The organism is Sandaracinaceae bacterium, from assembly GCA_016706685.1.
GTDB lineage: Bacteria > Myxococcota_A > Polyangia > Polyangiales > Houyiibacteriaceae > JADJJE01.
The window spans coordinates 1-23,781 of the sequence record JADJJE010000029.1 but is presented as its reverse complement, the minus strand read 5'-3'; the positions used below and the strand labels follow the sequence as shown (position 1 = coordinate 23,781).

Annotated in this window: 19 protein-coding genes; 9 read left to right on the top strand and 10 right to left on the bottom strand. The window is 69.1% G+C overall.

What is annotated here, in order from left to right; genetic code table 11:
* Window positions 1-25: 25 nt before the first annotated feature.
* Window positions 26-2,164 carry a protein kinase gene (locus IPI43_26735; GenBank protein ID MBK7777674.1) on the bottom strand — a complete coding sequence of 713 codons (2,139 nt, stop codon included), beginning with the start codon at window positions 2,162-2,164 and terminating at the stop codon, window positions 26-28.
* A 116-nt stretch (window positions 2,165-2,280) separates the two neighbouring features.
* A complete protein-coding gene (locus tag IPI43_26730) occupies window positions 2,281-2,553 on the bottom strand; it encodes a hypothetical protein (GenBank protein MBK7777673.1) in 273 nt (90 codons plus the stop codon).
* Between the two features lie 114 nt (window positions 2,554-2,667).
* Between IPI43_26730 and IPI43_26725 the strand changes: the two genes are divergently transcribed.
* The 4 genes from IPI43_26725 (at window position 2,668) to IPI43_26710 (ending at window position 4,976) form a co-directional block, all read left to right on the top strand.
* A complete protein-coding gene (locus tag IPI43_26725) occupies window positions 2,668-3,222 on the top strand; it encodes a chlorite dismutase family protein (GenBank protein MBK7777672.1) in 555 nt (184 codons plus the stop codon).
* Window positions 3,223-3,294: 72 nt separating this feature from the next.
* Entirely contained in the window at window positions 3,295-3,699 is a 405-nt protein-coding gene (locus tag IPI43_26720; GenBank protein MBK7777671.1) for a hypothetical protein, read from the top strand.
* Between the two features lie 153 nt (window positions 3,700-3,852).
* Window positions 3,853-4,353, top strand: coding sequence for a hypothetical protein (locus IPI43_26715; protein ID MBK7777670.1), 501 nt, complete (start codon window positions 3,853-3,855; stop codon window positions 4,351-4,353).
* A complete protein-coding gene (locus IPI43_26710; protein MBK7777669.1) occupies window positions 4,350-4,976 on the top strand; it encodes a hypothetical protein in 627 nt (208 codons plus the stop codon). Before IPI43_26715 ends, IPI43_26710 begins: the two co-directional genes overlap by 4 nt.
* Before the next feature lie 118 nt (window positions 4,977-5,094).
* On the opposite strand, the gene IPI43_26705 is transcribed toward IPI43_26710, so the two are convergent.
* From IPI43_26705 to IPI43_26695, 3 genes are read right to left on the bottom strand one after another with little or no spacing between them, the layout of a single operon-like run.
* Window positions 5,095-6,186, bottom strand: a complete 1,092-nt coding sequence (locus tag IPI43_26705; protein MBK7777668.1) for a hypothetical protein — start codon at window positions 6,184-6,186, stop codon at window positions 5,095-5,097.
* A 7-nt stretch (window positions 6,187-6,193) separates the two neighbouring features.
* The gene (locus tag IPI43_26700; GenBank protein ID MBK7777667.1) at window positions 6,194-8,857 is read right to left on the bottom strand and encodes a hypothetical protein; all 2,664 of its coding nucleotides are present in this window, start codon (window positions 8,855-8,857) and stop codon (window positions 6,194-6,196) included.
* Window positions 8,808-9,479: a hypothetical protein gene (locus IPI43_26695; protein ID MBK7777666.1), complete on the bottom strand. Its 672-nt coding sequence runs from the start codon at window positions 9,477-9,479 to the stop codon at window positions 8,808-8,810. Before IPI43_26695 ends, IPI43_26700 begins: the two co-directional genes overlap by 50 nt.
* Before the next feature lie 115 nt (window positions 9,480-9,594).
* Between IPI43_26695 and IPI43_26690 the strand changes: the two genes are divergently transcribed.
* Complete coding sequence (locus IPI43_26690; GenBank protein ID MBK7777665.1) at window positions 9,595-10,386, top strand: helix-turn-helix transcriptional regulator; 792 nt, start codon at window positions 9,595-9,597, stop codon at window positions 10,384-10,386.
* A 56-nt stretch (window positions 10,387-10,442) separates the two neighbouring features.
* Here IPI43_26690 and IPI43_26685 read toward each other — a convergent pair whose 3' ends face one another.
* Window positions 10,443-11,039: an MEKHLA domain-containing protein gene (locus tag IPI43_26685; GenBank protein MBK7777664.1), complete on the bottom strand. Its 597-nt coding sequence runs from the start codon at window positions 11,037-11,039 to the stop codon at window positions 10,443-10,445.
* On the opposite strand from IPI43_26685, the gene IPI43_26680 reads away from it, so the two are divergent.
* Entirely contained in the window at window positions 11,025-12,329 is a 1,305-nt protein-coding gene (locus IPI43_26680) for a hypothetical protein (GenBank protein MBK7777663.1), read from the top strand. The two genes, IPI43_26685 and IPI43_26680, sit on opposite strands and share 15 nt — an antisense overlap.
* Window positions 12,330-12,416: 87 nt before the next feature.
* Here IPI43_26680 and IPI43_26675 read toward each other — a convergent pair whose 3' ends face one another.
* The 3 genes from IPI43_26675 to IPI43_26665 all read right to left on the bottom strand — a co-directional run bounded on the left by IPI43_26675 (window position 12,417) and on the right by IPI43_26665 (window position 14,232).
* The gene (locus tag IPI43_26675) at window positions 12,417-12,875 is read right to left on the bottom strand and encodes a hypothetical protein (GenBank protein ID MBK7777662.1); all 459 of its coding nucleotides are present in this window, start codon (window positions 12,873-12,875) and stop codon (window positions 12,417-12,419) included.
* A 110-nt stretch (window positions 12,876-12,985) separates the two neighbouring features.
* Window positions 12,986-13,360, bottom strand: a complete 375-nt coding sequence (locus tag IPI43_26670) for a PaaI family thioesterase (protein ID MBK7777661.1) — start codon at window positions 13,358-13,360, stop codon at window positions 12,986-12,988.
* 35 nt (window positions 13,361-13,395) lie between these two features.
* Window positions 13,396-14,232, bottom strand: a complete 837-nt coding sequence (locus IPI43_26665) for a PhnD/SsuA/transferrin family substrate-binding protein (protein MBK7777660.1) — start codon at window positions 14,230-14,232, stop codon at window positions 13,396-13,398.
* An 887-nt stretch (window positions 14,233-15,119) separates the two neighbouring features.
* Between IPI43_26665 and IPI43_26660 the strand changes: the two genes are divergently transcribed.
* Window positions 15,120-18,161 carry a hypothetical protein gene (locus IPI43_26660; protein ID MBK7777659.1) on the top strand — a complete coding sequence of 1,014 codons (3,042 nt, stop codon included), beginning with the start codon at window positions 15,120-15,122 and terminating at the stop codon, window positions 18,159-18,161.
* A complete protein-coding gene (locus IPI43_26655) occupies window positions 18,145-21,156 on the top strand; it encodes a hypothetical protein (protein MBK7777658.1) in 3,012 nt (1,003 codons plus the stop codon). Before IPI43_26660 ends, IPI43_26655 begins: the two co-directional genes overlap by 17 nt.
* A 500-nt stretch (window positions 21,157-21,656) precedes the next feature.
* Here IPI43_26655 and IPI43_26650 read toward each other — a convergent pair whose 3' ends face one another.
* Window positions 21,657-22,295 (bottom strand): hypothetical protein, encoded by a 639-nt coding sequence (locus IPI43_26650; protein MBK7777657.1) that lies wholly within the window; start codon window positions 22,293-22,295, stop codon window positions 21,657-21,659.
* A gap of 572 nt (window positions 22,296-22,867) precedes the next feature.
* On the opposite strand from IPI43_26650, the gene IPI43_26645 reads away from it, so the two are divergent.
* Window positions 22,868-23,695, top strand: a complete 828-nt coding sequence (locus IPI43_26645) for a hypothetical protein (protein ID MBK7777656.1) — start codon at window positions 22,868-22,870, stop codon at window positions 23,693-23,695.
* Window positions 23,696-23,781: the final 86 nt, after the last annotated feature.

Below are 23,781 nucleotides of genomic sequence, written 5' to 3'. Positions count from 1 at the left end.
AATTGGCACCCCGAGGCGCCCAGGCCTACCGCCCGCCGAGCACCCGCAGCGTCTGCGTCCCCTCGCCTTCCACCACCTCGAGGCGGTGCGAGACGGGCTCACGGCCCTCGATGGTCACGCTGATGTCCAGCACCTCGCCGACCCGTCGGCGCCCGAGGCGCAGCGGTGTGCGCCCCTCGAGCACGCCATTGCAGCGAACCTCCGCGCCGGCCGGCTCGGAGACGATCTCCACGATGCGGCCCACGGCCACCAGCGCGGCCACCTGCTCCTGCTCACCGGCTTGGACGCGCAGGTGCGTGGTCCAGGGCTCGTGCCCGGCCAAGCGAACTTCGAGCGCGTGATCGGTGCCCACCACCAGCCCCTCGATGCGCGCGGGCGTGGGGTCGGGTAGCCGCTGCCCGTCCAGCCAGAGCTCGGCCCCGCGCGGCACGGAGTCGATGCGCACCACGGGCACCGGCTCGGGCTTGATGGCCTTGGCGATGACCAGGTACGTGACGAGCCCGACCAGCGCGGCGATCACCGTCCAGCGCAGCGCCTCCAACACCCGCGACCCCGAGGGGCGCGGCGTCACCGAGCTGGTCATGGGCGTGAGCATGGCCGCCGCCTCGCGGGGCACGCGTGGCGCCTTCGGGATGGACGACGGCCCCGGTGGCGTCATGTCGTCCGGGTGGAGGTAGACGTCCGCGTCCTCGGCCAACGACGCGCTGAGCTTCACGGAGGGAGAGCCACGCCCCGAGGGCGAGTTCGCGGGGCGGGCCTCGGCCGCGAGGAGGTCTTGCAGCTGCGCGCCGATGCCGATGTCTTCCACCACGGTGTTCTCGTCGTCGCCGAAGTCGTCGCCGTGAGCGCTGGGCGACTCGAGCCCCGCGGCCAGGTCGGCCAGCGCGAGGCCGGCGCGGTCCAGCATCATGGTGGGTGCGTCTTCGTCCTCGCCGGGGCGCGGCGTGGCCAGCACGGGCGGCGCCTGCTTGGACGTGTAGCGCGGCGGGCGGGCCGTGACCCGGATGGCGTTCGGGTTGGTGGGCCGGTCATCGCTGCTGGATGCGCGGCCGAGCGTGGGCAGGTCGTCGCGAGTGCGCCGCAGGTCGAAGATCACGCTCTTCGCGTCGGGCTCGTACTCGCCCACCGTCATCTTGGCGGTCACCGAGTCGCGGCGACCCGGGTCCGCAGCCAGCAGCTTCTCTTGCGAGGGCGGCGGCGCGCCGGTGGCGGCGGCGTACTCTTCCGCGAAGAGCTGCGACATGAGGCGTGCCACCCGCGCCGTGGTGAACGACGGCTGGTGCTGGTAGAGAAACTGGGTGAGCGCCTGGCCCAGGTCGTGCGCGGACTCGTAGCGATCCTCGGCGCGCCGCGCGAGCGCCTTCATGGTGATGGCGTCCAGCTCGGCCGGCACGTCGCGGCGGAAGGCCGAAGGCGGCCGCAGCTCGGCCTTGCGCACGCGGTCCAGCAGCTCGGGCAGGTTGTCTGCCTGGTAGAGCATCTCGCCGGTGAGCAGCTCGTGCAGCACCACGCCCGCCGAGAAGATGTCCGAGCGGTGGTCCATGGGGTCACCCCACGCCTGCTCGGGGGACATGTAGTAGTACTTGCCCTTGATGATGCCGACCTGGGTGTCCTGCGTGCGCAGCGCCGCCTTCGCGATGCCGAAGTCCGCCAGCTTCACGTCACCCGAGAAGCTCACCAGCACGTTCTGGGGCGAGACGTCGCGGTGCACGATGCGCAGCGGGTTGCCGCCGCTGTCGCGCTTGCGGTGCGCGTAGTCGAGCGCCGAGCAAACCGCCGACACGATGTAAGCGCAGATGTCGAGCGGCAGCAGCGCCTTGCGCTGCCGGAGCGCCTTGAGCATGCGGTAGCAGTCCGCCCCCTCCACCAGCTCCATGGCGATGAAGTAGGTGTCTTCCGTACAGCCGAGGTCGAACGTCTGCACCACGTTGTTGTGGTTCAGGAGGACGCTGAGCTTGGCCTCCTCCACCAGCATGGTGATGAACTGCTCGTCCTCCGAGTAGGTCGGGTGGATGACCTTGATGGCCAGCAGCTTCTCGAAGCCGCCGATGCCCTGAGTCTTCGCCACGTACACCTCGGCCATGCCTCCCACGGCCAGGCGGCGCGTGAGGGTGTACGGCCCAAAGGGGCGCGGGAGATCGATAGCTTCGGTGCCGATGGCCAAACGATACTCGTGGGACGAGCAAAACCTCGGGAAAAGGCGCGAAACGACGTCGGTCAGGGACGCCACGCGAGCCGGGGCCGACTCTAACGTGCGCGGGCGCGAGGCGTAAAGGCTTCTCAGTCGTCGTAGTGGAACAGCGTGTACGCGCCGCAGGACTCGCAGTGGAACTGGAAGAAGAGCTGACGCCAGGCAGTGCCCGAGTCGTCGCTCGCGTCATGGGGCTGTAGGCCTCCCGCGCCGCACCGGGCGCAGTGCTCGGGGGCCTCCGCCGGGAGTCTGCCGGACCGCGCCTCGATGGGCCGGCCCGACAACGGCTCCGGTGAGTCGCTCCACGACGCGGTCCAGTAGCTCTTCAACACGACGTTGGGGTGCACGGGCCGATCCGCCATACCCAGCAGCATAGACCACGGCCGCAACGAGCGGCGTTTCCATGCCGTTTCTGCCCTGCAAATTCGCGGGCGAGAGGTTGCAGCGTGAGGCCTGCGCGGTCCAGCGTGGGGACCATGACCATCCGAGTCCGCTTCATTGCAGGCGATACCGGCGACCTCCTGGTGGAACGCATCACCGCCATCTGCGGCGAGTCGCTGCCCGTGGCCAGCGCCATGCAGCGGATGGAGGGTAGCGAGTTCGCAGCAGCTCCGGGAGCGGTGTTCACCCTGGACGGCGTGCGCAGCAACGAGCGCTACGTGGAGCGCGCGGAGCGGACCCAGCTGGTGGCCGTTCAAGAGGACCTCGGGCGCCTGGCCAGCCGCTGTGCAGTGCTGATTCCCATCCGGAAGTCCGCGGCCTGGTGGGCGCTCCCGCAGGACGAGCGGCGCGCCATCTTCGAGGCACGCTCGCATCACACCGAGGTAGGCCTGCGCTACCTGCCCGCCATCGCGCGGCGCCTCTACCACAGCCGAGACCTGGGCGGCCCGTTCGACTTCCTCACCTTCTTCGAGTTCGGCGAGGCCGACACCAGCGCGTTCGACGACCTGCTCGGGAAGCTGCGCGAGACCGAGGAGTGGTCGTACGTGGACCGCGAAGTGGAGATCCGGCTACGGCGCGCAGGGGTCTAGACTCGTTTCGCCTCGCATGGGCGCGCGCGAACTTCGTTCCCGCCCTTGCACCTTGTCGGTATGCTCGCCCCGATGGCCGAGATCTTCGACGCGCCGCCGACTTATCACCTCGAGCTTCCAGCGGGCACGACCTCCATCTGGCTCGATCGCGACTGGCTCCTCTCGCGCGTTGAAGGCCGCTTCGAAACCGCGCACTGCGATCTGTTCCTGTCGAGCGCCGACGAGATCGTTCGTCGCGCGAAGCGCGTCCGCTGTGCTCACGATTGCCAGCCGATGACCAGCTTTGAAATCTCGACCGCCGCGCGAATCGTAAAGTGGGCCGTGACCAACCGAGCCGCCCTGCAGAGTTCGAACCTCTTCGTCCAGTCGCCGCTCATCGCGATGGCCGCGCGGTCCGCGAACGTGTCCGTCGGCAACGTGCTGACGGTCACGAACGATCGTGCGACGTGGATCCGCGCGATCGCCGTGCACGGCTGAGCGAGATAGCGTCGTGCCCGTGACGGAAGTACACTCGTCCACGTGGAACGCCTTCGCGCGCTAGGGGTCCTGCTCGCTCTCACCGTCACCGGGATCGCTGCGGCACCCATTCGCGATGCGGAGGCGCAACGACGCCGTCCCTCCGAACCGGAAGTGACGGGCTACGAAATCGACAACGAGCGCTGCTTCGACCCGTTCCTCGGCGTGGATGCCAGTCGGCAGATGCCGATGGGCGGAACGCTGAACTCCGGCCCGACGGTGAACACCACGCTCTCCATCGAGGACCCTTCTCCGCGTGGTCGCCGGACCCTCGAGACTTGGATCGCCACGGGCCCAACACCAGGCCGGCGCTTCATCGTCTCGCCCAAGAGGAACGATGCGGGCCGCGTGGTCGGCTTCTTCGCCACGTGCGTCGTGGCGCGTGTCTTGATCTCTCCTTCGGACATCACCCTCGGCGAAGCACGGCCTACCTCGCCGCCTTCGGGGTGGACGCGCCGCTCGCTCCAGCTCAGCACAGCGGCCAAGGAGCGCGTGAACGACTCGCTCGCTCACCGCATTGGCTTCTTCGGCTCCGATGGTCACTTCGCTGGAGCCTGGGGCGTTGCCGCACTGCTCGATCCGAGCGTCACCATCGACCTGGACTTCACGCGATGACCACCCACGCCAAGCGCCGCCTCTCCCTCGCCTCCGGCAGTGTGGGGCTCTTGCTGCTCTGCGCGTTGCCGGTGTTCGCGCCGTCCACGCGCGCCGATGTGCTCTTGCCGTCTCCTGCGGGCTCGGACCCCGTGAGCGGTCACGTGGTCGACTACGGTCGCTGCATGGACGTGCTGCACGGAAGCGACGCGGCGGCCACGCGGCCCAGTTCGTTCGCGCTCGTCTCGCAAGACACTGGGGAACGTTGGATCTACGCGGAGGTCGACCCGACTCAGCCCCGAGCGCTGCTCACGTGGATGCGTGCCCACACGATGCCGGGGCGCACCGCGATTGCTGTCCCCGAGCGATGGAACGGGGAGCAAGTGGCGTGGCAGGGCTTGTGCGTGGTCACGCACCCGCTCCTCCCGGCGGCCGAGCTCACCCTCGGTGCGCCGGTCCCGCGGACGGACTCGGTCGGTGTGACCCGCAGCTGGCGGAGCCTCGCCATCTCGGCAAACGGTCGCGCCGAGCTCGAGTTCACGTTGGGGCATCATGTCGTCTTTCTGGATGCGAGCGGCGGGTTCCACGGCATGACCACGGTGGCGCGCCTGCTCGATGCCAACCCGGACTCCGTGTTCTTCTAGCGTCAGCGCGGCGTCGCCCGTCAGGAGTCCCTAGAGAAGCGAAGGTGCTCTGCGGGTCCTCACCCCGTTGCTGCTGAGTGGCCAGCGCGAGACCATCGAAACAGCGCCGCGCGCCCCTCTACGGCGCCACGTACGTGACGATCAGCGTGACCATGTCCTCCATGGGGCACGGCGTGGGGTCGAGCGTCGTGCTGTCGGGACACTGGCCGTAGTTGCCGTTGTCGCTCACCCGGACGACCAGGGTGACCGCGCCACTCGCACCCTCCTGCTCGGTGGGGGCGAGGATCTTCACGGCACCGAGGAAGGCCTGCACCGAGGGGGCAGTGCAGGTGTAGGAGAACGTCGTGGGGGTGACGGTGACGGCATCTCCGCAGTCGGGGACCGCGGCCAGCAACGCGACCACGTCGAGCTCGGCAGCGGGCGCCAGCGAGTTGTCGAGGCTGCCCTCGACCGTGAACAACAGGAAGTCGGAGTACGTGAAGTCAGGGTCCATGAAAGTGACATCCACCAGGACGTCCGTACCGAACGCCGGCGAGATGGCGAAGTCCTCCCGATCTTCTTGTTGGACGAAGACCATGGGCGGTTGGTTGTCGATGATGACGTCGAACACCACCGCCACCTCGGCCGGCGGCAGCAGCGAGGCCACGTCGTCGAGGCGGAAGTGCGCCGTGTTGTACCTGTCGCCTGCGAGGAGCGTCGGGAGGTCGCCCGCCGTGAACCGCCCGTGCAGCGACGGGTCCACCGCGAGGAGCTGTGGCACGGTGGTATCGTCGTGCACGACTGTGCAGTCGAGCGTGACCGCCTGGGTGCAACCCGCGTCGATGCAGAGTTGAATCGTACCCTGCGGGTTTGCGCATCCCGTGAAGTAGACCGCATACGCGTCACCTTCCGGATCCGCCGCGTCGAGCGCGAACGTCACGGTCTGCTGCTGGCGCGCGGCGATGCGAGGTTCCACGAGGGCGAGGCTCGGCTGACCGTTCACGCCGGTGTCGGTGCTCGCGTCCAAGGCGCCATCCACGCCGGTGTCCGCGGAGAAGCTAGCGTCCACGCCGATGTCTGCCGTGGGACCTGCGTCGGTGCCTCCATCGGCCGGGGAGTTGCTCCCGCCACAGCCGCAGAACAGCCAGGCCATGACGCCCACCACCGCGAGACCCGGGCTGTACCACACGAACGTCATCTCGGGCTCCACCCTGCGCGCGTCTCCACTCATGGATCGGTCAGCCTCCCACCAGCTGCGTGACCGAGTAGAGCACCTGCGTGTCGGTGCCGAGGACCAGCGGATTGAAGGGGTTCGGGGACTCGTTGTCCGTCAGGTCACCCAGCGTGGGCGGCACCATGGCCTGGAGCCGGAGGATGGCATCCATCGCCTCCATCACGCGCGTGAAGTCGTTGATCTCCGCGACGATGGCGCCCCCGGCGCCGAGGACGGCGATGGCAGCCACGATGAGCGCCGCTGGGCCCACCAGCGCCGCAGCCCCGGCGGTGCCACCGATGGAGCCCGCGAGCGAGGCGGCCGCCACCACCAGCACGCCGCCCTTGATCCCTGCCGTGGTGCCCGCCACGGTGATTCCGGTCGCCAGCACCGTGACCGTGAGGCTCGTGGCCGTCAACGCCGCCGACGCGCTGGCGAGCGCCAACCCGGCCCCCAGCGCGACGACCGCGCTCGCGAGCGGTACGCCGAGGCCCACGCCGGCAGCGACGGCGTGCACGTCTACACCCTCTCCTACCGTGACATCGCGCTGCGACTGGCCGATGGCGGTGAGCAAGCGGAACGCCATGGTGGCGGTGTCGTCCACCTCCGTGTTGCCGGAGCTCTGCGGCAGAAGGGTCAGCAGCGCCCGCTCGTGCGCCTCGGTGGGCGCAGTGCCCAAGTAGTACAGCCCACCGCGCGTGGCCGGCGGTCGGTTGGCCTCTTGGTGCGCCGTGAACTCGGCCCGGAGTTGGTCGAGCGCCGCGCGCTCTTGCTGCTGGGTCTGCGCCACGAGCCGCTGGGCGAAGACCTGCTGCTCTGGGGTGATCGTCTCCCCGCTGCGCTGCCGGTCGGCGATGCGCATGGCCTCCATGAAGAGCACGACCGTGGCGAGGCCGCGCGTGATGGCGCTGTCCTCACCCAAGTTCTGGAGCGCGCTGCTCAGTGTGGTGCCGTAGCCCGGGTCGCCGTCCTCGAGCGCCGTCAGCAGCGCCTGAAGCATGGTGACGGTGTTCACGATGTTGACGGGCGAGGTCACGGACGTCCACATCGCGCGCTCGATCTCGTCGGGCACACGCGGGCTGTTCATGGGCACACGCGTCGAGGACGCGCAGTAGACGCTGCCCTCCGCGAGCGACCCGGAGCAGACCAGGTCGCCCACCAGGCTGTCGCCCCCCCACCCTGGGCTGCCCCGCACCGCTTCCCACGCGGCCAGGATCGCGAAGTAGGTTCCGTCGGTGCGCGTGAGCAGAAGGAGCGAGTCCATCGCGTCCGCGAGCGTGTTGCACTCGTCGGGGTCCGCCTTGCAGCGCTCCCACGCGAAGTCGATGAGCACTCCGTCTGCGGGGCGTGGACCATAGAGGCCGGTGTCCCAGCTGGCGCGCAGGGCCCCGAGCAAGAGGACCGCAGCGGGGTCCGCGTTGAAGGCGGGCAGCAGCTCCTCGCCCAGCTGCGAGGCGTCGTTGGCGCTGACGCTCACCACCACGGGCGGCGGCACGGGTGGGATGTCGCCTGGCACGAAATACACCTTGCGGATGCGCTGGTTGTCGCGGTCGGCGACGAACACGTGGCCCGCGCGGTCCACCGCGATGCCCGCGGGCGCTGCCGAGAAGCGCGCCGTGGCTTGGATGCCGTCGGCGTTGCCTGGCGAACCCGATTGGAGCACGGTCTGCTCGGGCTGCGAGATGGTCGCCAAGTCGTTGATGTTGGACACCCCCACACTGGCAGGACCATGCCGTCGGATGCGGTAGTTTCCGTACTGCGTGTCCGCCACGTAGAGGTTGTCGTTGGCGTCCACCGCGAGCCCGGTGATGTTCTGGTAGCGTGACCCTGTGGTGGAGTACGTGATGGGCAAGATGCCGATCACGCCGGCGGCGTTGGTCTGGAGCACGCAGTCACACAGGTTGGCATCCGCGACGTAGACCGTGCCGCTGCGCGAAGCGGCCACGTCCGTGAAGATGGACTGGGCGGGGCTCCCGGGGTTGCTGGCAAAGCCACCGCTCGACTGCCATGTGGTCACGGCGCCCGTCGGGCTGACCTTCCGAAGACGCGTGTCGTTGTCCACCACGTAGACGTTGCCGGCGCTGTCCACCGTGAGGCCACGCGGAGCGAGGAAGCGTGCCGCCGCGCCCTGACCGTCCGTGAAGCCCGCCACCCCGGCGGTGCCAGCCAGGGTGGTCACCATCCCGTCGGGTGTGATCTTGCGGATGGTGAAGGCCCCCACGTCCGACACATAGACGTTTCCATCGGCATCGAGCGCCACGTCGTAGGGGAAGCGAAACCGCGCTTCGGAACCTTGGCCGTCGGTGAAGCCGTCCATTCCGCCAGCGAGCGTGGTGACCACGCCAGAGGGGCTGATCTTGCGCACGGCGTGGCCGAGGAAGTCGGCCACGTAGAGGTTGTCACTCGCGTCCACGGCCACGCCGCCCGATTGGAAGTTGTGTCGCGTGGTCACCTGCCCGTTCGCGTAGCAGGTGATCGCCACGTTCGAGACCGGCCCTGTGCCCACCGTGCCCGTGCTCGTGGCGCTGGTCTCGCAGTAGCGCGTGAGCGGCTGGACGCCGACGGTCACGCCGTAGTCGGCTTCGGGGACCAGCTCGCTCGGAAACGAGAAGGTGCCGTTCTCGGCGCGCACGACGGCGTCACCGCCCAGGTTGAGCAGACCGACCGCGTCGGTTCCGTCGACCGGCACGCCGGTCACCGTCCCGCCGATGGCGTAGCGCTCCGGGTCGCAGGTGTAAGTTCTGGCTCGCGTCGATCTCGCTCGGCTGCAGGGCCGCGTCGTCGTTCTCGTCGAGTCCGAACCACGTGACCGCGCCACCGTGCGGGCAGTTGTCACCCGCGGGCTCGACACCGCTCTCCACCAACCGCTGGCTGTTGTCACCCACGCCGTCTTCGTTGGCGTCATTGGTCTCCGTCGCGTCGCTCGGGAACGCGTCCGAGTTGTCGCCCACGCCGTCTCCATCGGTGTCGGCCCACTCGTCGGGGTTCTGCGCGAAGAGGTCGCCGTTGTCACCGGCACCATCGCCATCCGCGTCGACCCACTCGGTCGGGTCGCGGGGAAAGGCATCGCTCACGTCGGCCACGTCATCGCCGTCGTCGTCGGTGTCGGCGTTGTCGCCGGTGCCGTCCCCATCGAGATCGACCTGCTCACTCGGATCGTCGGGGAACGCGTCGTCGGTGTCGTCCACGCCATCCCCGTCGCGGTCGAGGACCACGAGCGGAGGCTGCGAGCCGTCACCGCACGCGGGGAGCAGCAGCGCGAGCGCGAGCCCGAGGCACACGGAGACCGACACGTCCGCGCGTGCGGACATGTGCTTCGAAGAAACCCAATTCATGGCAATGCACTCCACAGGATTCAATTCGTTTACCGTAGGGCGCGATGTGCGTCGTCCCCCAAGACTGGGGGAGCCGAGGAGTAGACCGACCATGCCAGCGACCGGAACGTCACCCGAACAGCAAGCCCGGCTGCACGCTCTGTGGGACTCTCTCGCCGACTTCGGACAGGGCGACATCGACCGCGCGTGGCGCCACCTGCTCGAGGAGATGTGTGGGCTGTTGCACGCGGACAACGCCATGTGGGCCGGCGTGGTTCGGCTCTCCCACCCGTCGATGAGCGACCCGCTCGGGGGCTGGCGCATGCCGGTGGTGAAGTACCTGCGTCCGCTGCCCGGCATCGACGCCACCATCCGCGACTACAAGGACAGCCTCGACGCGGGCCCCGATGAGAAGTCCATCCGCTATCACGCGCAGGGAGGACGCTTTCGGGTGCTCTGCTTGGCCGACCTCGTCGAGCCCGAGTGGTTCCAGAGCGAGTTCTACCAGCGCTTCTTCCGCGGTGGCATGGACGCCGTGGACGTCATGTTCGTGGGCGCGCCAGTGAACGACGACACGGAGGCCGGCCTGGCTTTCTATCGCCGCGAGATGCCCTTCGATCGTGACGCATGTGCGCTGGCGGAGGAGGCCCTGCGCGGTCTGCGCTGGTTCCAGCGTCAGCTCCTACTGGGCCACGGACTGCTCTTGGCCGACGCGCCGCTCACGCCCGTCGAGCAGCAGGTCCTCCAGGCGATCCTACAGGGTTTGAGCGCCAAGGAGGTGGCCGCGCAGCTCGATCACAGCCTCCACACCACCAACGAATACCACTCGCGTCTCTATCGGAAGTTCGGCGTGGGCGGACGCGCGGAGCTCATGGCGCTGTGGCTTGGTCACGCGAGGCGATGACGGGATTGGCGAGCGTGCGAGCGGACGACAGCGCGTTCCGCAGCAAGGTGGATGGTCTAGGTGGAGGGCAAGCCGTCGGTCGCGGGGGAGGTGCGGCGGTAGGTCGCGGCCTGACCGCAGGGGTTCCCTTCGGAGTCGAGCAGGTTCCACACGGTTACGTCTTCGATCCAGAAGCGGCGACCCGACTTCGCGATCCGCAGGCCGCGATAGCCGCACGCGTACCCCTTCTCCGCGACCGAGCTGAGCAAGGCGTCGCGCTCGGCGCGGTTGGGCGCCTCCGCCGAGAGACGCGAGGGCATACCGATCAGCTCGTCCCATGTGTACTCGAAGCAGCGAAGGGCGGCGCGGTTGGCGTATACGAAGCGCGGGTCCGCCGCATCGTCGTGGGCGAGCAGGCAGTACGGCGCGCTCTCGTCGAGCCAGCGCGCGAGCGCGAGGGGGTCGCGCTCCCCGGGTTCGAGCGGCTCACCGAGCAGGCGCTGATACGACTCGAGGATGGCGGCCAGGGGCGCAAGGCTGTGCGGCGGGGCCATGGCCGCGGAGGATAGCGGACCCCCGCACCGCATGCTGGGAAGGACGGACTTGCAGCTGGCACGGCTCGCTGGACCCGCAGCGTGGGACTGGGCACCCTCGTTCTCATGAGGACCCGCCATGATCTCGTGGCCACGCGCCGCTCGCGCCTGGTGGCCAGCCCGTGGTCGTACAGAGCGCACACCTGCGTGTGGCTGTGCCTGCTCCCCGGAGGGCTGCTCGCCTGCTCGTCCAGCCCGCCCGAGGCGTCGCCGGGTGCGACGGCGGAGCCTTCGCCCGCCCTGCCCGCTACGGCGCCCACCCCTGGCGACGTGCCCGAGCGCGAGCCGGAGACCGCTCGTGGGATCACTCCTCCGGTTGCGCCGCATGCGCCGACGGGCGCCCTGCCCCCGCTCGACATGGCGCGGGCGCAGTGCACGCTGGGTGAGCCGGTCGTGCTCGACGAGACCGCCGACCGGCGTCCGAAGATGGTCGCGACGCTCGACGCCGCGGGCGGGCTCGTGGCGTGGACGGTCGACGCGGAGCACGTGAACGTGGTGTCCCTCGACGCCACCGGCGCCCCGCGTGCTCCGGCGACGCTGGTGCCCATGCCGGGCGCACGCGACTTGTTCGGCGTGTACCGCGTGGGGGCCGGTCACGTGCTCCTGACGCACCCGCTCTGCGCGCCGCAATCGTTGAAGTGCCTCGACCTGCTCGTGTTCGACGAGCAGGGCATGACCGTCGGGGAGCCGTTCTCGCACCGGGTGGGCGAGTGGATCGTGGGACACCACGTGCGCGTCGAGGGTCGCGCGCTCACGCTCCTGCGCTCGCACACCTACCGGCCCATGGTCGTCGAACGCTATGTGCTGGACGACGGGGGCGCGTTCACGGTGGAGACTCTCGCCACGTTCGAGTTCGGCGAAGACGAGGCCCCCAACGCCGCGGCCCTCGGCCTGGCGCTCGACGGGGAGCGCTGGGCAGCCCTGGGCGAGGCCGACGTGTCCTCGGGGCACAGGCGCCGCCTCTACCTGTCCGACGGGACGAGCGCCACGGTGCGCGGCGCCTTCCCCGCCGCAGCCGTCACGGACCTGCGCTTCGTGGGCGACACGCTGCGCGTGGTGTTCGGCGCAGAGGGACGCCGTCCCGCGCGCGTGGCAACCCTGGCCCCAGACGGAACGATGGGGCCAGCGCGCGAGCTGGGCGCCGACGAGGCGCTCCCCCCGGGCACCACCACACCGCACGTCGAGCGCCACACGGACGGGTCCTACGCACTGGTCTGGCGCGACCTGGCTGGCCGCGCCGTGGGGACCCCGGTGGCGCTGGGCGACCGCGTGGTCGAGGCGCGCGGCGCGGACGGCGTCGCCGTGGTCTACGGAGTGGAAGGCCCGCGGAGTGCCGCGCAGGCGACCGTGCGGGTGTTGCGCTGTCGGTGAGTGAGGTCGCTCTCGCGGCGCCGCGGCGCAGGCGGACGCGCCGGGCTTCCCGCCGCTCGGCATCGCGTCCACCCGACAAGTCATGAATCACTGGCGCGTGAGGTCGCTTGTCACCGGGCCGCCTTCGCCACTCCACACCCAGCTCATGTGTCCCTCCGACGCCGTGCCCCGCCCACCGCAGCTCACGCGCAGCGCGCCCGGCGGGGCGCAGGACTCGAGGCCGTGCGAGTAGACCTCGCGCATGGTGATGCTTCCGTCCGCCTCGGCGACGCAGTCCACCACCTGGCCACCGCAACCGAGGGACGGGTACTCGATGGTTCCGCAGACCCCAGGGCCGTCAGCCGGCGCCAGCGTGAGCTCGATGGTCCACGGGCCTCCCTCCTGAACCCCGACACCGACCCACACCCCGGCGCAGTCCGCCAGCGCAGGCGGACGGCCGCCGTTCTCACCTCCCCCGCTCTCATCGGCAGCCGTCGCGGGCTCGGCCGCGCCTCCGCTGCCGCAGGCCATGAGACAGAAGGTCCAGAGCACGATGATGTGTCGCATGCACCGGAGTCTCGGCTAGTGGCGCGCTCAGCTCAAGCGGCCCCCTCCATGGACCCGCGGGACCATACCGCAATGGGCATGGCAACACGGATATTCAGCGGATCCCTCATCTACTTGGACGCGACGTGGCTGGTGGTGACATCCGCGATGAGCTTCCCCGAGCGGTCAGTCACGGTGGTGCGCACGATGCTCACGCTCTTGCCTCGTTTCACATAGCCGGCGCGTGCGATGAACGTGCCCTCGTGGCTGTTGCCGGCCAGGTTGGCATTCAGGTTGATGGCCAGGGGGAAGCCCTGCATCCCTGCGCTGGTCTGCGTTCCGGCCAGCACCAGCACCGTGGCCGTGACATCCGCGAACCACAGCGTCGCGCCAGCGTGCACCGTGCCGTAGGGGTTCAGGATACCCGGCTGGATCGGCATCTCGGACACCACCTCGTCCGCAGACTGTTCGATGACCGTGAACTGGATGTGACCGTTGACTTCCATAGGTGCTCCGAGGGCGAGGCTTCCCTGGCGGGACATCATCTTCTTCGTCGCTCAGCGCGCAGAGGCCCACTGGCCTGAGGGGCTCGCGGTCGAGGCTGGGCGCCGCGTGCTCGAGCCAGGCGTAGGCCGAGTCGTCCAGCCGTGCAAAGCCCTCCGACTGGCATACTTGCAGCAGCACGGCGTTGCCACCGCGCGCGCGCGCGAGGTCGCAGGTCTAGGACTCTCTGCTCGAGATCCGTCGCGTCGGCTTCGGACATCCGCTGCGTAATGACGAGCGCGTCGTAGGGGGCCGGAGGCGTGCGACAGAGCAGGCGGAGCGCGGGATCGCCCACCATGTCTTCCAACGTGTCGGCGATGTCGCTCTCGTTCGCGTCGATGCGGCCGTACACCGAGGTGAGCTCCGCGTGGCCCGCGGCCACCGCGAGGATCGCGTCCCGGTACGAGCCGCAGAACCCCTGGGCTCGAAACAACGCGGACGGCTGGAACCCCCGCTGACACAGCAGCGCGAAGGCGCTCCGATACCCACCCATGGAGAGCTTGTCGACCCACGCTGCCCGTGTGCCCTCGAGGTCCGAGAGCTGCCGGATGTCGCCGTCCTTGCGCACGAGCAGCGCGGCGCTGCTGGATGTCGAGCGGTCGCGCACGGCCGTGAGCGTGCTGCGGACGCTGCCGGCGATGTGTCCGCAAATCACGGGAGGAGCCCACACGACATCGTGGGTTGCGTCCAAGGCGGCCGTGCGCACGGCGGCGTAGTTGGGTGCGACGTCGACTGCACACGCGACACCCAACCAGTGGGAGAGCCACTCGGCCAAGCGCTCGGCGTGCGCGGTTTCCGCAGCGAGGCCGCGGCTCGGGGGGAGAAGCAAACGCATTCCATCCACCTACCACCGTTTCCAGCGCCGAGCCTCATACAACCGTGCACAGGTCGCTACTGACATCCGGTTGGTCTGCCGTGGCGACAGAGGTGTCGCAGGAGACGATTAAAGGGGGGAACAGTGAGCATCCGCGTCGCCAGGGCAAGTGACCATGGTCCCCCGACCCGACCCGCCGTGGTTGTCCACGCATTGGGGGGTGATCGCGCTCGGGAGGCGGTGACCATCACTCGAAGAATCGCTCCAAGAAGTGGGGCAAACAGCCACCTGCGGCCGGTCATCGACCGTGTCCCAGCACTGAGCGCGATACGTGGGGCCAAGCTCATCCAGCCCCCGTTGCTCGCACCAGGGCACACTGCGGTCGCGAGGTGCGTCGGTACATCCAGTCAGCATGGTGCCAGATGAGAACAGCATCAGTATGAACGGAAGTGAGGCCTTTCTTGTCACTTTCAAGTCAAGAATTCCAGCGTGTGAATCATGAATCATTCGGATCCGGTGCTCGCAGAGTTTACACGAACCGGTACGCTGCCGGCCAGCGCGCATGCAGCCCCTGTCGGCCTTGTCAGGTTGGCACGAGCGGAGCTTTGGGCGCGAGGGCTATCGTGAGCGCACGCTCTCGAGAGGCCGCCTAGAGCACGCCGCCTCGTCCTGACCTTTGCGCTCTGAACTGGCGAGCGGACGGCCTCTACCCCTCACGCACCTACAGTGGACCCGACATTTCTAATGAACTTTCTGACCGACATTTCTAACGCACGTTGACAACGCTGTCGGTCAGCTCGAACCCACACGTGGGTCACTGCACCCCGTCGAGCACATCCACACACCGAACCGCAGCGCGTGCCCTGAAATCCTCCGCAAGTCACCATTGGCCCTTGTAGATTGGACCCATGGCCTCGTCGAAACCCGTGCGCGTGCTCATAGTCGTGCTTGCGCTCCTCGCAAGCGTATCCGTGGGTTGTACGGACACGGAGACGATCATCAACGAAGTCCCGGACCTCGACGAGGGCTGCCTCGACGCCGGGACCTGCGAGTGCAGGGCCACCTCGCACTGCGCGGATCCGATCCGCACGAACTGCGTCGACGGAATGTGCGTTCCCCGGGTCGTCTACGCCGACGCGGGGCCTGACGGATCAATCGACCCGGACGGCGGCATCATCGGCGACGGCTGCGGCGTCCGCCCGCCGGAGTTCGAGCAGTGCAACGGCCGGGACGACGACTGCGACGGAACCGCCGACGAGAACTTCCTCGGGAGCGACGACGCGTTCAGCACGCCCTCTCACTGCGGCTCGTGTGCGATCGACTGCGGCTCGCTGCTCTCGAACCTAGAGAGCGTGGGTGGTGTGCCCGTGGACGGCGCCACCGAGTGCGTGCTGCACGACGACGGCTTCACGTGCGAGCCCGTTCGCTGCGCCGACGGGTTTGCGCCATACGTGAACGCCCAGGGGCAGGCGGTCGTTTGTCTTCCGCGCGTGGTCGCCAACTGCCAGCCTTGCGCGCAGGCATCGGACTGCGGCACGGGTGTCGGCCACCTCTGCGAGGACGTTGGCGGAGAAGGCCGTCGCTGCCTCCAGTATTGCGACGACGCTTCGGGCGACCCAGCGTGCGATGGAACTACGGGCGCCCAGGGTTGCTGCCCCAACGGATTCACGTGCACCGGTCGCGGGGCCCGCTCGGTCTGCGAGCCCGACGCGGACAGCTGCCAGTGCACGCCGGGCACCGTCGGGCTGATGCGGGTGTGCAGCACGTCCAGCTCCGTGGACGACACCGTCTGCCTCGGCGTCGAGACCTGCAACATGAACGGCGCGGGCGCGGCTTGGACGGGCTGCGAGACCAGCTTCACCACGGACGTCTGCGACGAGAACGACAACGACTGCAACGGCACGATCGACGATGACTTCGTGTCGGGCGGGACGTACGACACCGCCACGAACTGCGGCGAGTGCGGCAACAACTGCAACACGCGCTTCACCGCGGCGATCCACCATGCGGTCGCGGTCTGCGACCTGAGCGCCGGCCCCGACTGCGTGATCGACGCCTGCACCGAGACTGCCGTGGGTGGCGGCTTCGCGTGCCGGAGCGACGCCGAGTGCGCGGCGTTCCCGGGGACCTCGTGCAGCACGACGTTCGACCAGTGCGTGCGCGCCTGCACGGTGGACGGCGACTGCGGCGCGGGTGGCCTCTGTCGCGGCAGCACGTGCACCAGCGCGTGCACGGTGGATGCGACGTGCCAGTCCACGTACGGAGCCACCTCGCTGTGCGAAGCGGGCGCGTGCATGACGACCTATGCGTGGCAGGACATGGACACGCTCGACCTCAACGGCTGCGAGTGCCCGTCCGTGAGCGACGGCTCGGACGACCCCGACCGCTTCGCCGCCTACCCGAGCGCAGAGTCGCTGGCCACGCTCGACCGCGACTGCGACGGTATCGACGGCAACGAGGCGCGCGCGCTGTTCGTTCGGCGGGGAGCCACGGGCAACGGGACACGGGCCAACCCGTTCGGCACCATCAACGCCGCGCTGGCGGCGTGGGATCCGACCTTGCACGACCACATCCTCGTCGCCGCAGGCACCTACACGGAGCGCGTGGTGTTGGTGGAGGGCGTCGAGATCTACGGCGGCTACAGCGCCGACTTCACTCTGCGCAACCTGGTCCTGAACCAGACGGTCATCACGGCCCCCGCGCCCGCAGCAGGAGCCACCCTGGCCGCGAGCGGCGTGCTGTACGCGGCGAACATCGACGAGGCCACCGTGGTCGCCGGCTTCACCATCCGCGGCTACGACGTGCCGAGCGGGGCGGCCTATGCGGGCGTGCCCAGCTACGCCGTCATCACGTCGAACTGCACGAGCTCCCTCGTGTTCGTCAACGACGAGGTGCTCGGTGGACGCGGCGGCGACGGCGCGAGTGGCCCGGGAGGCGGCGTTGGCGCAGCGGGCGCGCAAGGCGGCCCGGGCAGCAACGCGCGCCAGTGCGCCACGAGCAACTGCGCAGGAGAGAGCTCGGTCGGTGGCACGGCGGGCACGAACGGCGCGTGCTCGGCGGCCGTGGCGTGCGCGGGCATGGAGGCCGACACGAACGACCCACAGGTCGCGGGCGCGCCAGCAGCCGGCTGCACCTACACCAACGGCGGTGGCCGAGGCACGTATAGCGGCGGCGGAGCGCAGTACTGCAAGTACGACTTCCAACCGCCGGCCCTCCGGAACGGGCCCAATGGCGCGAACGGTGGAAACGGCGGAAACGGCACGGGTGGCGCGGGCTGCTCGATGACGTTCGGCACACTGGTCGCCGGCGTCTGGACGCCCGGTGCTGCGACCGTCGGCTCGGCGGGAGGCCCTGGACTCGGCGGCCAAGGCGGCAGTGCCGGCAGCTGGGCGACGAACGGACAGCCCGCCACCTGCACGGTGCCGTCGCTCGGCCAGAACCTGGGCGACCTCGGGGGCGGAGGCGGTGGCGGAGGCTCAGGCGGTTGCGGTGGCAACCTGGGCGCGACCGGCACCTCGGGCGGCGCGAGCTTCGCATTCTACATCGTGAACGCCTCGGGCACGCGCCCCAGCATCACGGGCAGTCTGATCGGACGCGGACGCGGCGGCACGGGCGGCGCCGGTGGCGCTGGCGGTGCAGGCGGCGCGGGCGGCAACCCTGGCTTGGGCGGCACGGTGGCGGCGGAGTCGTGGGGCGCTGGGCCGGGTGGCAACGGCGGCTCGGGCGGCTACGGCGGTGACGGCGGCGGCGGCGGCGGTGGATGCGGAGGACCTGCGTTCGGCATCAGCGGCCCGGGCATCCCGAGCGCGCAGTACACGAGCGCGAACACCTTCGTGATTCCGAACGCCACGCTGACCGGCGGGGCCGGCGGACTCGGCGGGTACGGCCCGGGGGCAGCACAGGGAACGAACGGTTCGAACGGAGCGAGCGCCAATGTCCATGCGTACTGAGAACCGACTCCAGCTGCTGGGCGCGTGCCTGGCCCTCCTCTCGGCCATCGCGGTGAGCGGGTGCGACACGGAAGTCGTCACGCGCACCGAGTACACGGACCCCCGTCTGCGCGACTGCATGATGTTCACCTGCACGTGTGCGTTCAACGAGGAGTGTCCCGATCCGCTCTCGTGCGTGAACGGAACCTGCGTCGTGTACGACGGGCCTGACATCCGGCTCCCCCCGGACGATCGTCCGAACGGCGCTGCCTGCGACTTCGGGTTCCAGTGCGAGGGCACGGTGTGCGTCACCGACCCATTCGGTGGGGGCTACTGCTCCGAGTTCTGCGACACCGGCTGCCCGGAGGGATGGGCGTGCGAGCGGGGCGGCGACTCCGAGTTCGCCTACGACCTCTGCGTGGAACCGTGTGGCGGTGCTGGGAGCCGGGACGAGGTCTGCAACGTGCGTGACGACGACTGCGACACGCTCGTGGACGAGGGCTTCGTCGACGCGAATGGCGACTACACCAGCGTGGAGAACTGCGGCGTGTGCGGCAACGACTGCGAGCGCGTCCTCAACAACGCGACGGGCGTGGAGTGCGCGATCATCGGAGGCACACCCACGTGTCGGGCGACGGAGTGCGCCCCGGGCTACTTCTCATTCCAGGATGGCATCGCGTGCTTGCCCCTCCCCGACAACCTCTGTCAGCCCTGCACCACCGACGGCGACTGTCTCGTGCCAACGAGCCGCTGCGCCGACATCGGCGCCGGTGTGAACGCTTGCACGCGTGACTGCGACACCGACTCGCTCTACGGAACCACGTGTCCCACGGGCTACACCTGCTCCGACATCGGTGGGGGTGACTCGCAGTGCGTGCCGACGGGCGGAACGTGCTCGTGTACCGCGGCGACCGAGGGCCTCGAGCGCCCGTGCCTCGTCGACCCCGGCGCGTGCCCCGGCACCGAGATCTGCACTCTCTTGGGCAACACCTACGACTTCGACGCGTGCTCGGCAGATGGCCTGCTCCCCGAGATCTGCGACGGTGTGGACAACGACTGCGATGGCAGTATCGACGAGCCGTACGCCGACGCCGGCGGTCGCTACACCAGCATTGAGCACTGCGGTGCGTGCGGCAACAACTGCAACTTCATCTGGACGCCGGCCGTGAACCACGCGATCGCGTCGTGCGACACGGCGTTGCCGGTGCCCGCCTGCCGGATCGACATGTGCGTCTCCGAGAACATCGCCGGCGTCGACTACGACTGGGTCGATGCGAACCAGGACACGGACGACGGCTGCGAGTGTCGGCGCCTCTCGGGGAACACCAACGTCGATCCCCCCGACGTCGAGTTCGTCGACGTGTTGGGCACGCGCACTTACCCGAACGCGAGCGCCGTGTACGTGGATGAGAACTGCGACGGCATCGATGGCGTGATCGGTGACGCGCTCTTCGTGCGTGCCGGCGCGGCGCCGGGAGGAACGGGCACACGTGCGCAGCCGTTCGCCACCGTCGGCGCAGCGCTGGCTGCCTTCCAGGCGTCCACCAAGGCCTACATCCTGGTCGCCACCGGCATCTACACGGAGAGCGTCACGCTCGTGCAGGGCGTGGAGCTGCATGGCGGGTACTCGAGCGACTTCTCCCGACGCAACATCGTCTCTTTCCCGACGGTCATCGCGCCATTGGCCCCCGCGCCCGGCACGTACACCGCCGCGATCTTCGCGAGCAGCATCACGGGCCCTAGCGAGACAGTCGTGAGCGGCTTCGTGCTGCGTGGCTACGACGTGGCTTACACCCCCGCGAGCGGCCCCGGCGGCGCCACGTACGCCGCGCACATCACCGACTCGGACGACTCGCTCGCGCTGGTGAACAATCGCATCGTCGGAGGCGAAGGCGGTCGCGGTGCGCGCGGCGCCAACAGCGCCGTCGGCTTCGGCGTGTTCTCGATGGGCGGCGCCGTACTCAACGGCGGCAACGGAAGCAACCCGCCCGACGCCGGCCAGACTTGCCCGGCAGGCGCTTGTCCCGGAGGAAGCCAGGTCGTCGGTGGTGCAGCGGGCACGAACCCGTCCTGCGGTGGCGCGAGCGGCATCTTGGGCGGAAGCGCCACGTGCCCCGTGTTCCCGCTCCCGTCGTACACGCCTCCCATCCCGGGCCTGGACGGGGACCCCGGCTATCACTGGACGCGCGACAGCGCAACGCAGGGCAGCTCCTGCAACAGCCACATGACGGAGGCCGGCTTCCCGAGCACCATCGTCCCGCTCGAGGGTGGCGATGGACGTCCCGGTGCCGGCGGCAACGCGGGCTCACAGGGCCTCGGCTGCGCGAGTGGATTCGGTAGCTTCGTGGCGGGTGTCTGGGTTCCTGGCAGCGCGCAGGTCGGCGCGCAGGGCGCGGCTGGCCAACGAGGCGGGACGGGCGCCCCCAGCGGCGGGTTCGACACGGCGTCCATGGCGAACATGCCCGCGGGCGTCAGCGCGAACACGACGCAACGCTACCGCCTGGGCGCCTCCGGGGGTGGCTCGGGGGCAGGAGGCTGTGGCGGCGCTGGCGGCGCATCAGGCGGCACCGGCGGTGCGTCGATCGGCATCCTCGTGTTCTTCACCGGCGGAATGTCGCTCACACCGCCGACGATTCACGCCAACGTCGTCGCGCGCGGCCTCGGTGGCGACGGTGGCGAAGGTGGCGCCGGTGGACGCGGCGGTACCGGTGGCAACGGCGGCATCGGCGGCAACTCCAACGGCTTCTGGGTTCCCTTTCGTGCCGGAAACGGCGGACGCGGCGGCATCGGTGGCACGGGCGGCGGCGGTGGTGGCGGGTGCGGCGGCGCGTCCATCGGTGTGGCTGTGGCCGGCCTTCCCATGGGCGCGACCATCGACTACCTCACGAGCAACACGTTCGCGGTTCCCGACGGCACGCCCACGGGCGGCGGTGGCGGCAACGCGGGTGCGACGGGTGTACCCACAGCGAGTGCGGATGGGAGCGCGGGCAGCTCACAGAACGTCTACATTCCCTGACGATGTCGCCGAGCCAGCCAGCGCGAGGCGCTCACTGGCTCGAACTCTCTCTCCGCTCTCGCTAGAGAGTGCGCTCCGCCCGGACTGCCGCCCGGGAGGAGTCGTCGAGCGTGGGCGACCTCGATGCTGGCGCCGAACTCGCGGACGCTGAGCCGGAGAGCCCCGGTCCCGCCTTCGATCCCGAGAACCCTCTCGCGTGCGCGGAAGCTTCCACTCTCCCCCCGGGTGTCGATACGTCGGTGCCGACGGTCGGTGGATACGGCGTGGACGCCCCCAATGCGGAGCTGAAGGCGCTGGCGGCGGGAATGGTCGGCGCGTGGGTGGGCACCCAGACGCGCCCCTGGGAGCCAGTGCGTCTGGTGGTCATCGAGCTGCACGCGGACGGTTCCTACTCGGCCTCGTGTGAGGGGCGACCGGCTCACGTTCGAGCAGCGGCACTTCGCAGGACACGGTCCGATCATCTTCGAACTCGAGCGACTCCGGCCCATAGGCATCATGAATCATTGATCGCGGGTATTCGAAGCACTGCCCTTCTTCGCGGCCCTACCCTTCTTCGCCTTCGCAGCCGCACCCTTCCCGACGAGGGTGCTCCGGATCTCGGCGTGGCGTTTTGCCGCCGCAGCCGTCGTCGCGAACAGCTCCGGAATCACGGAGGCGTAGTCGAGCGTGCTCTCGGGAACCTCGCCTCCAGTCAGTGCGCCCATCAGATCAACCGGTTCGCAATGACTGCCCTTGGCGTCCAGCACGAGCCGCTCGCCCGCCATGTCGTCGCCCGCGATGGCGACGTACTCGCCGCGTGCACCGACGCGCGCCGCGAGTCGCAGCATGGTGGCGATGTCGCCAGCGTAGCTCCGGAAGTCGTCCTCGTTGATCGAGGCACGGATGGAAAGCCGGTTACCCTCGATGCGGACGGACTGATGGTCGGCCATTCGAAGCTCCTCTTCGCACCAGCGGGAGTGCTCGGCGAGCTTCGCAAGTACACCGGCGACAGTCGTACTCTCGGTTGGGTCCCCCATCCACGGCGAGCGCTTCCAGGCTTTGTCCTTGAACTCACCGGGCTCGACGATCAGCGCAGTCCACGTCTCGACCCCCTCCGGGGGAAACTCCAGCTCTCCGAACAACAGTGCGTTCCAGCCCATGCTGGAGCGAGGGTACTCGGTTCGGCCATGGCCCGCAGCAGGTCCGGAGAGGTGGAGGTGGGATTGACCGAGGGGGCTGCATTGGGGTGTCGTCGCCCGAGGCCGAGCAGCTCTACCGCGCGGTGGTCCCCGACGCCGCGATCGAGATCGTGCACTAGGCCGAGCGACTAGGACTCCTCTACGGGCTCCAGGAACCACGCTGCAGAGCGATGGAGGGGTGATGACTCCGGTATGGCACGCGCGAGCTCCCTCCAACGTGGGTCCAGCCCCGCGTCCCGCGTGAGAGCGCCGAACATCGCGGCTGCAGCACGCTTGCTGCCGGGGGCTGCACGCTGCCGGAGGCGCCAGCCCCCAGACTCAACGCGTAGCAGCCAGCAAAGCACCCTCCCCTGCACGCGGCATCCATGAGTGTGGGATTGCCGTCGACGACGAGGTGACAGACGCCAACACCTTCTGGCACACTTCCCGTCAAGTCCAAGACAGGGGTCGGCGTGCGTCATGGGATTGCTTCGTTTCTCGTGGTGATGGGTGGGTTGGGGCTCGGCGGCTGTAGCCCGGGTGACGGTTCCTCCATGGGCGATGGCGGCGTGCAGATTCGCTGCAACGGGGTCGAAGACTGCGACGACGAGAGCGTGTGCACGACCGACACGTGCGAGTCGCAGCGCTGTGTGTTCACTCCCGTGTCCGTTGCGAGCGCATGTAATGACGGTGACGGCTGCTCGACCGACGACCATTGCGAAGAGGGTGCGTGTGTGGGCACCGGGGCTTGTGCGAGTTCGACCTGCGCGACGGACGCCCTCGAGGACTTCCTGACTTCCGGAGTGGCCTGCCTCCCACACGAAGTCGTGAGTGCGGCGCTCCCGACCTACCTGCAGCGGGTCGTCGTCTGTGATGAAGGTATCGCTCCGTGCGCGACCGGCTGCCCGGTCCTCGTCACCACCACCGCCACCGCCACGTACTCGCCAGCCGCCTTCCTGGGAGACGCCGATCGACTGCTCGCCGAGGTGGAGGTGAACACCTTCGAGCTGCGCTTCCACGCCATCTACCAGGACACTGGCAACTTCACGGACTGCACCTTCCGAGCGACCGCGTCCAACGGCCCCGCGACCATGACCGTGACGCACGACCTTGCGGCGGCCCAAGCCTGCGGCGGCCCCTCGAGCGACTCAAGTGCGACGACCACGTGGTCGGGCACGCAAGAGGACATCACCGTAATCGCGGCCCCAGGCCCGGGCACATCGCAAACGCAAGCGGAATGCGATGATCTCGCGGGGACCTTCACCCCCGGAGCGTCGACCTTCGAGGGCATGATGCGTGCGTGGGCTACATGGGCGACGCCCAACTGCCGCAACTGCGGCGGTTGCGACGGACAGCCGTCCTGCATGGTCCGTGTATTGTGACCTCGCGGGCGATGGCCCATAGTCCTCATGAATCGTCTCAAGCATCTGTTCGGAGTGTTTACATAAACCGACTTCTGCGCAATACG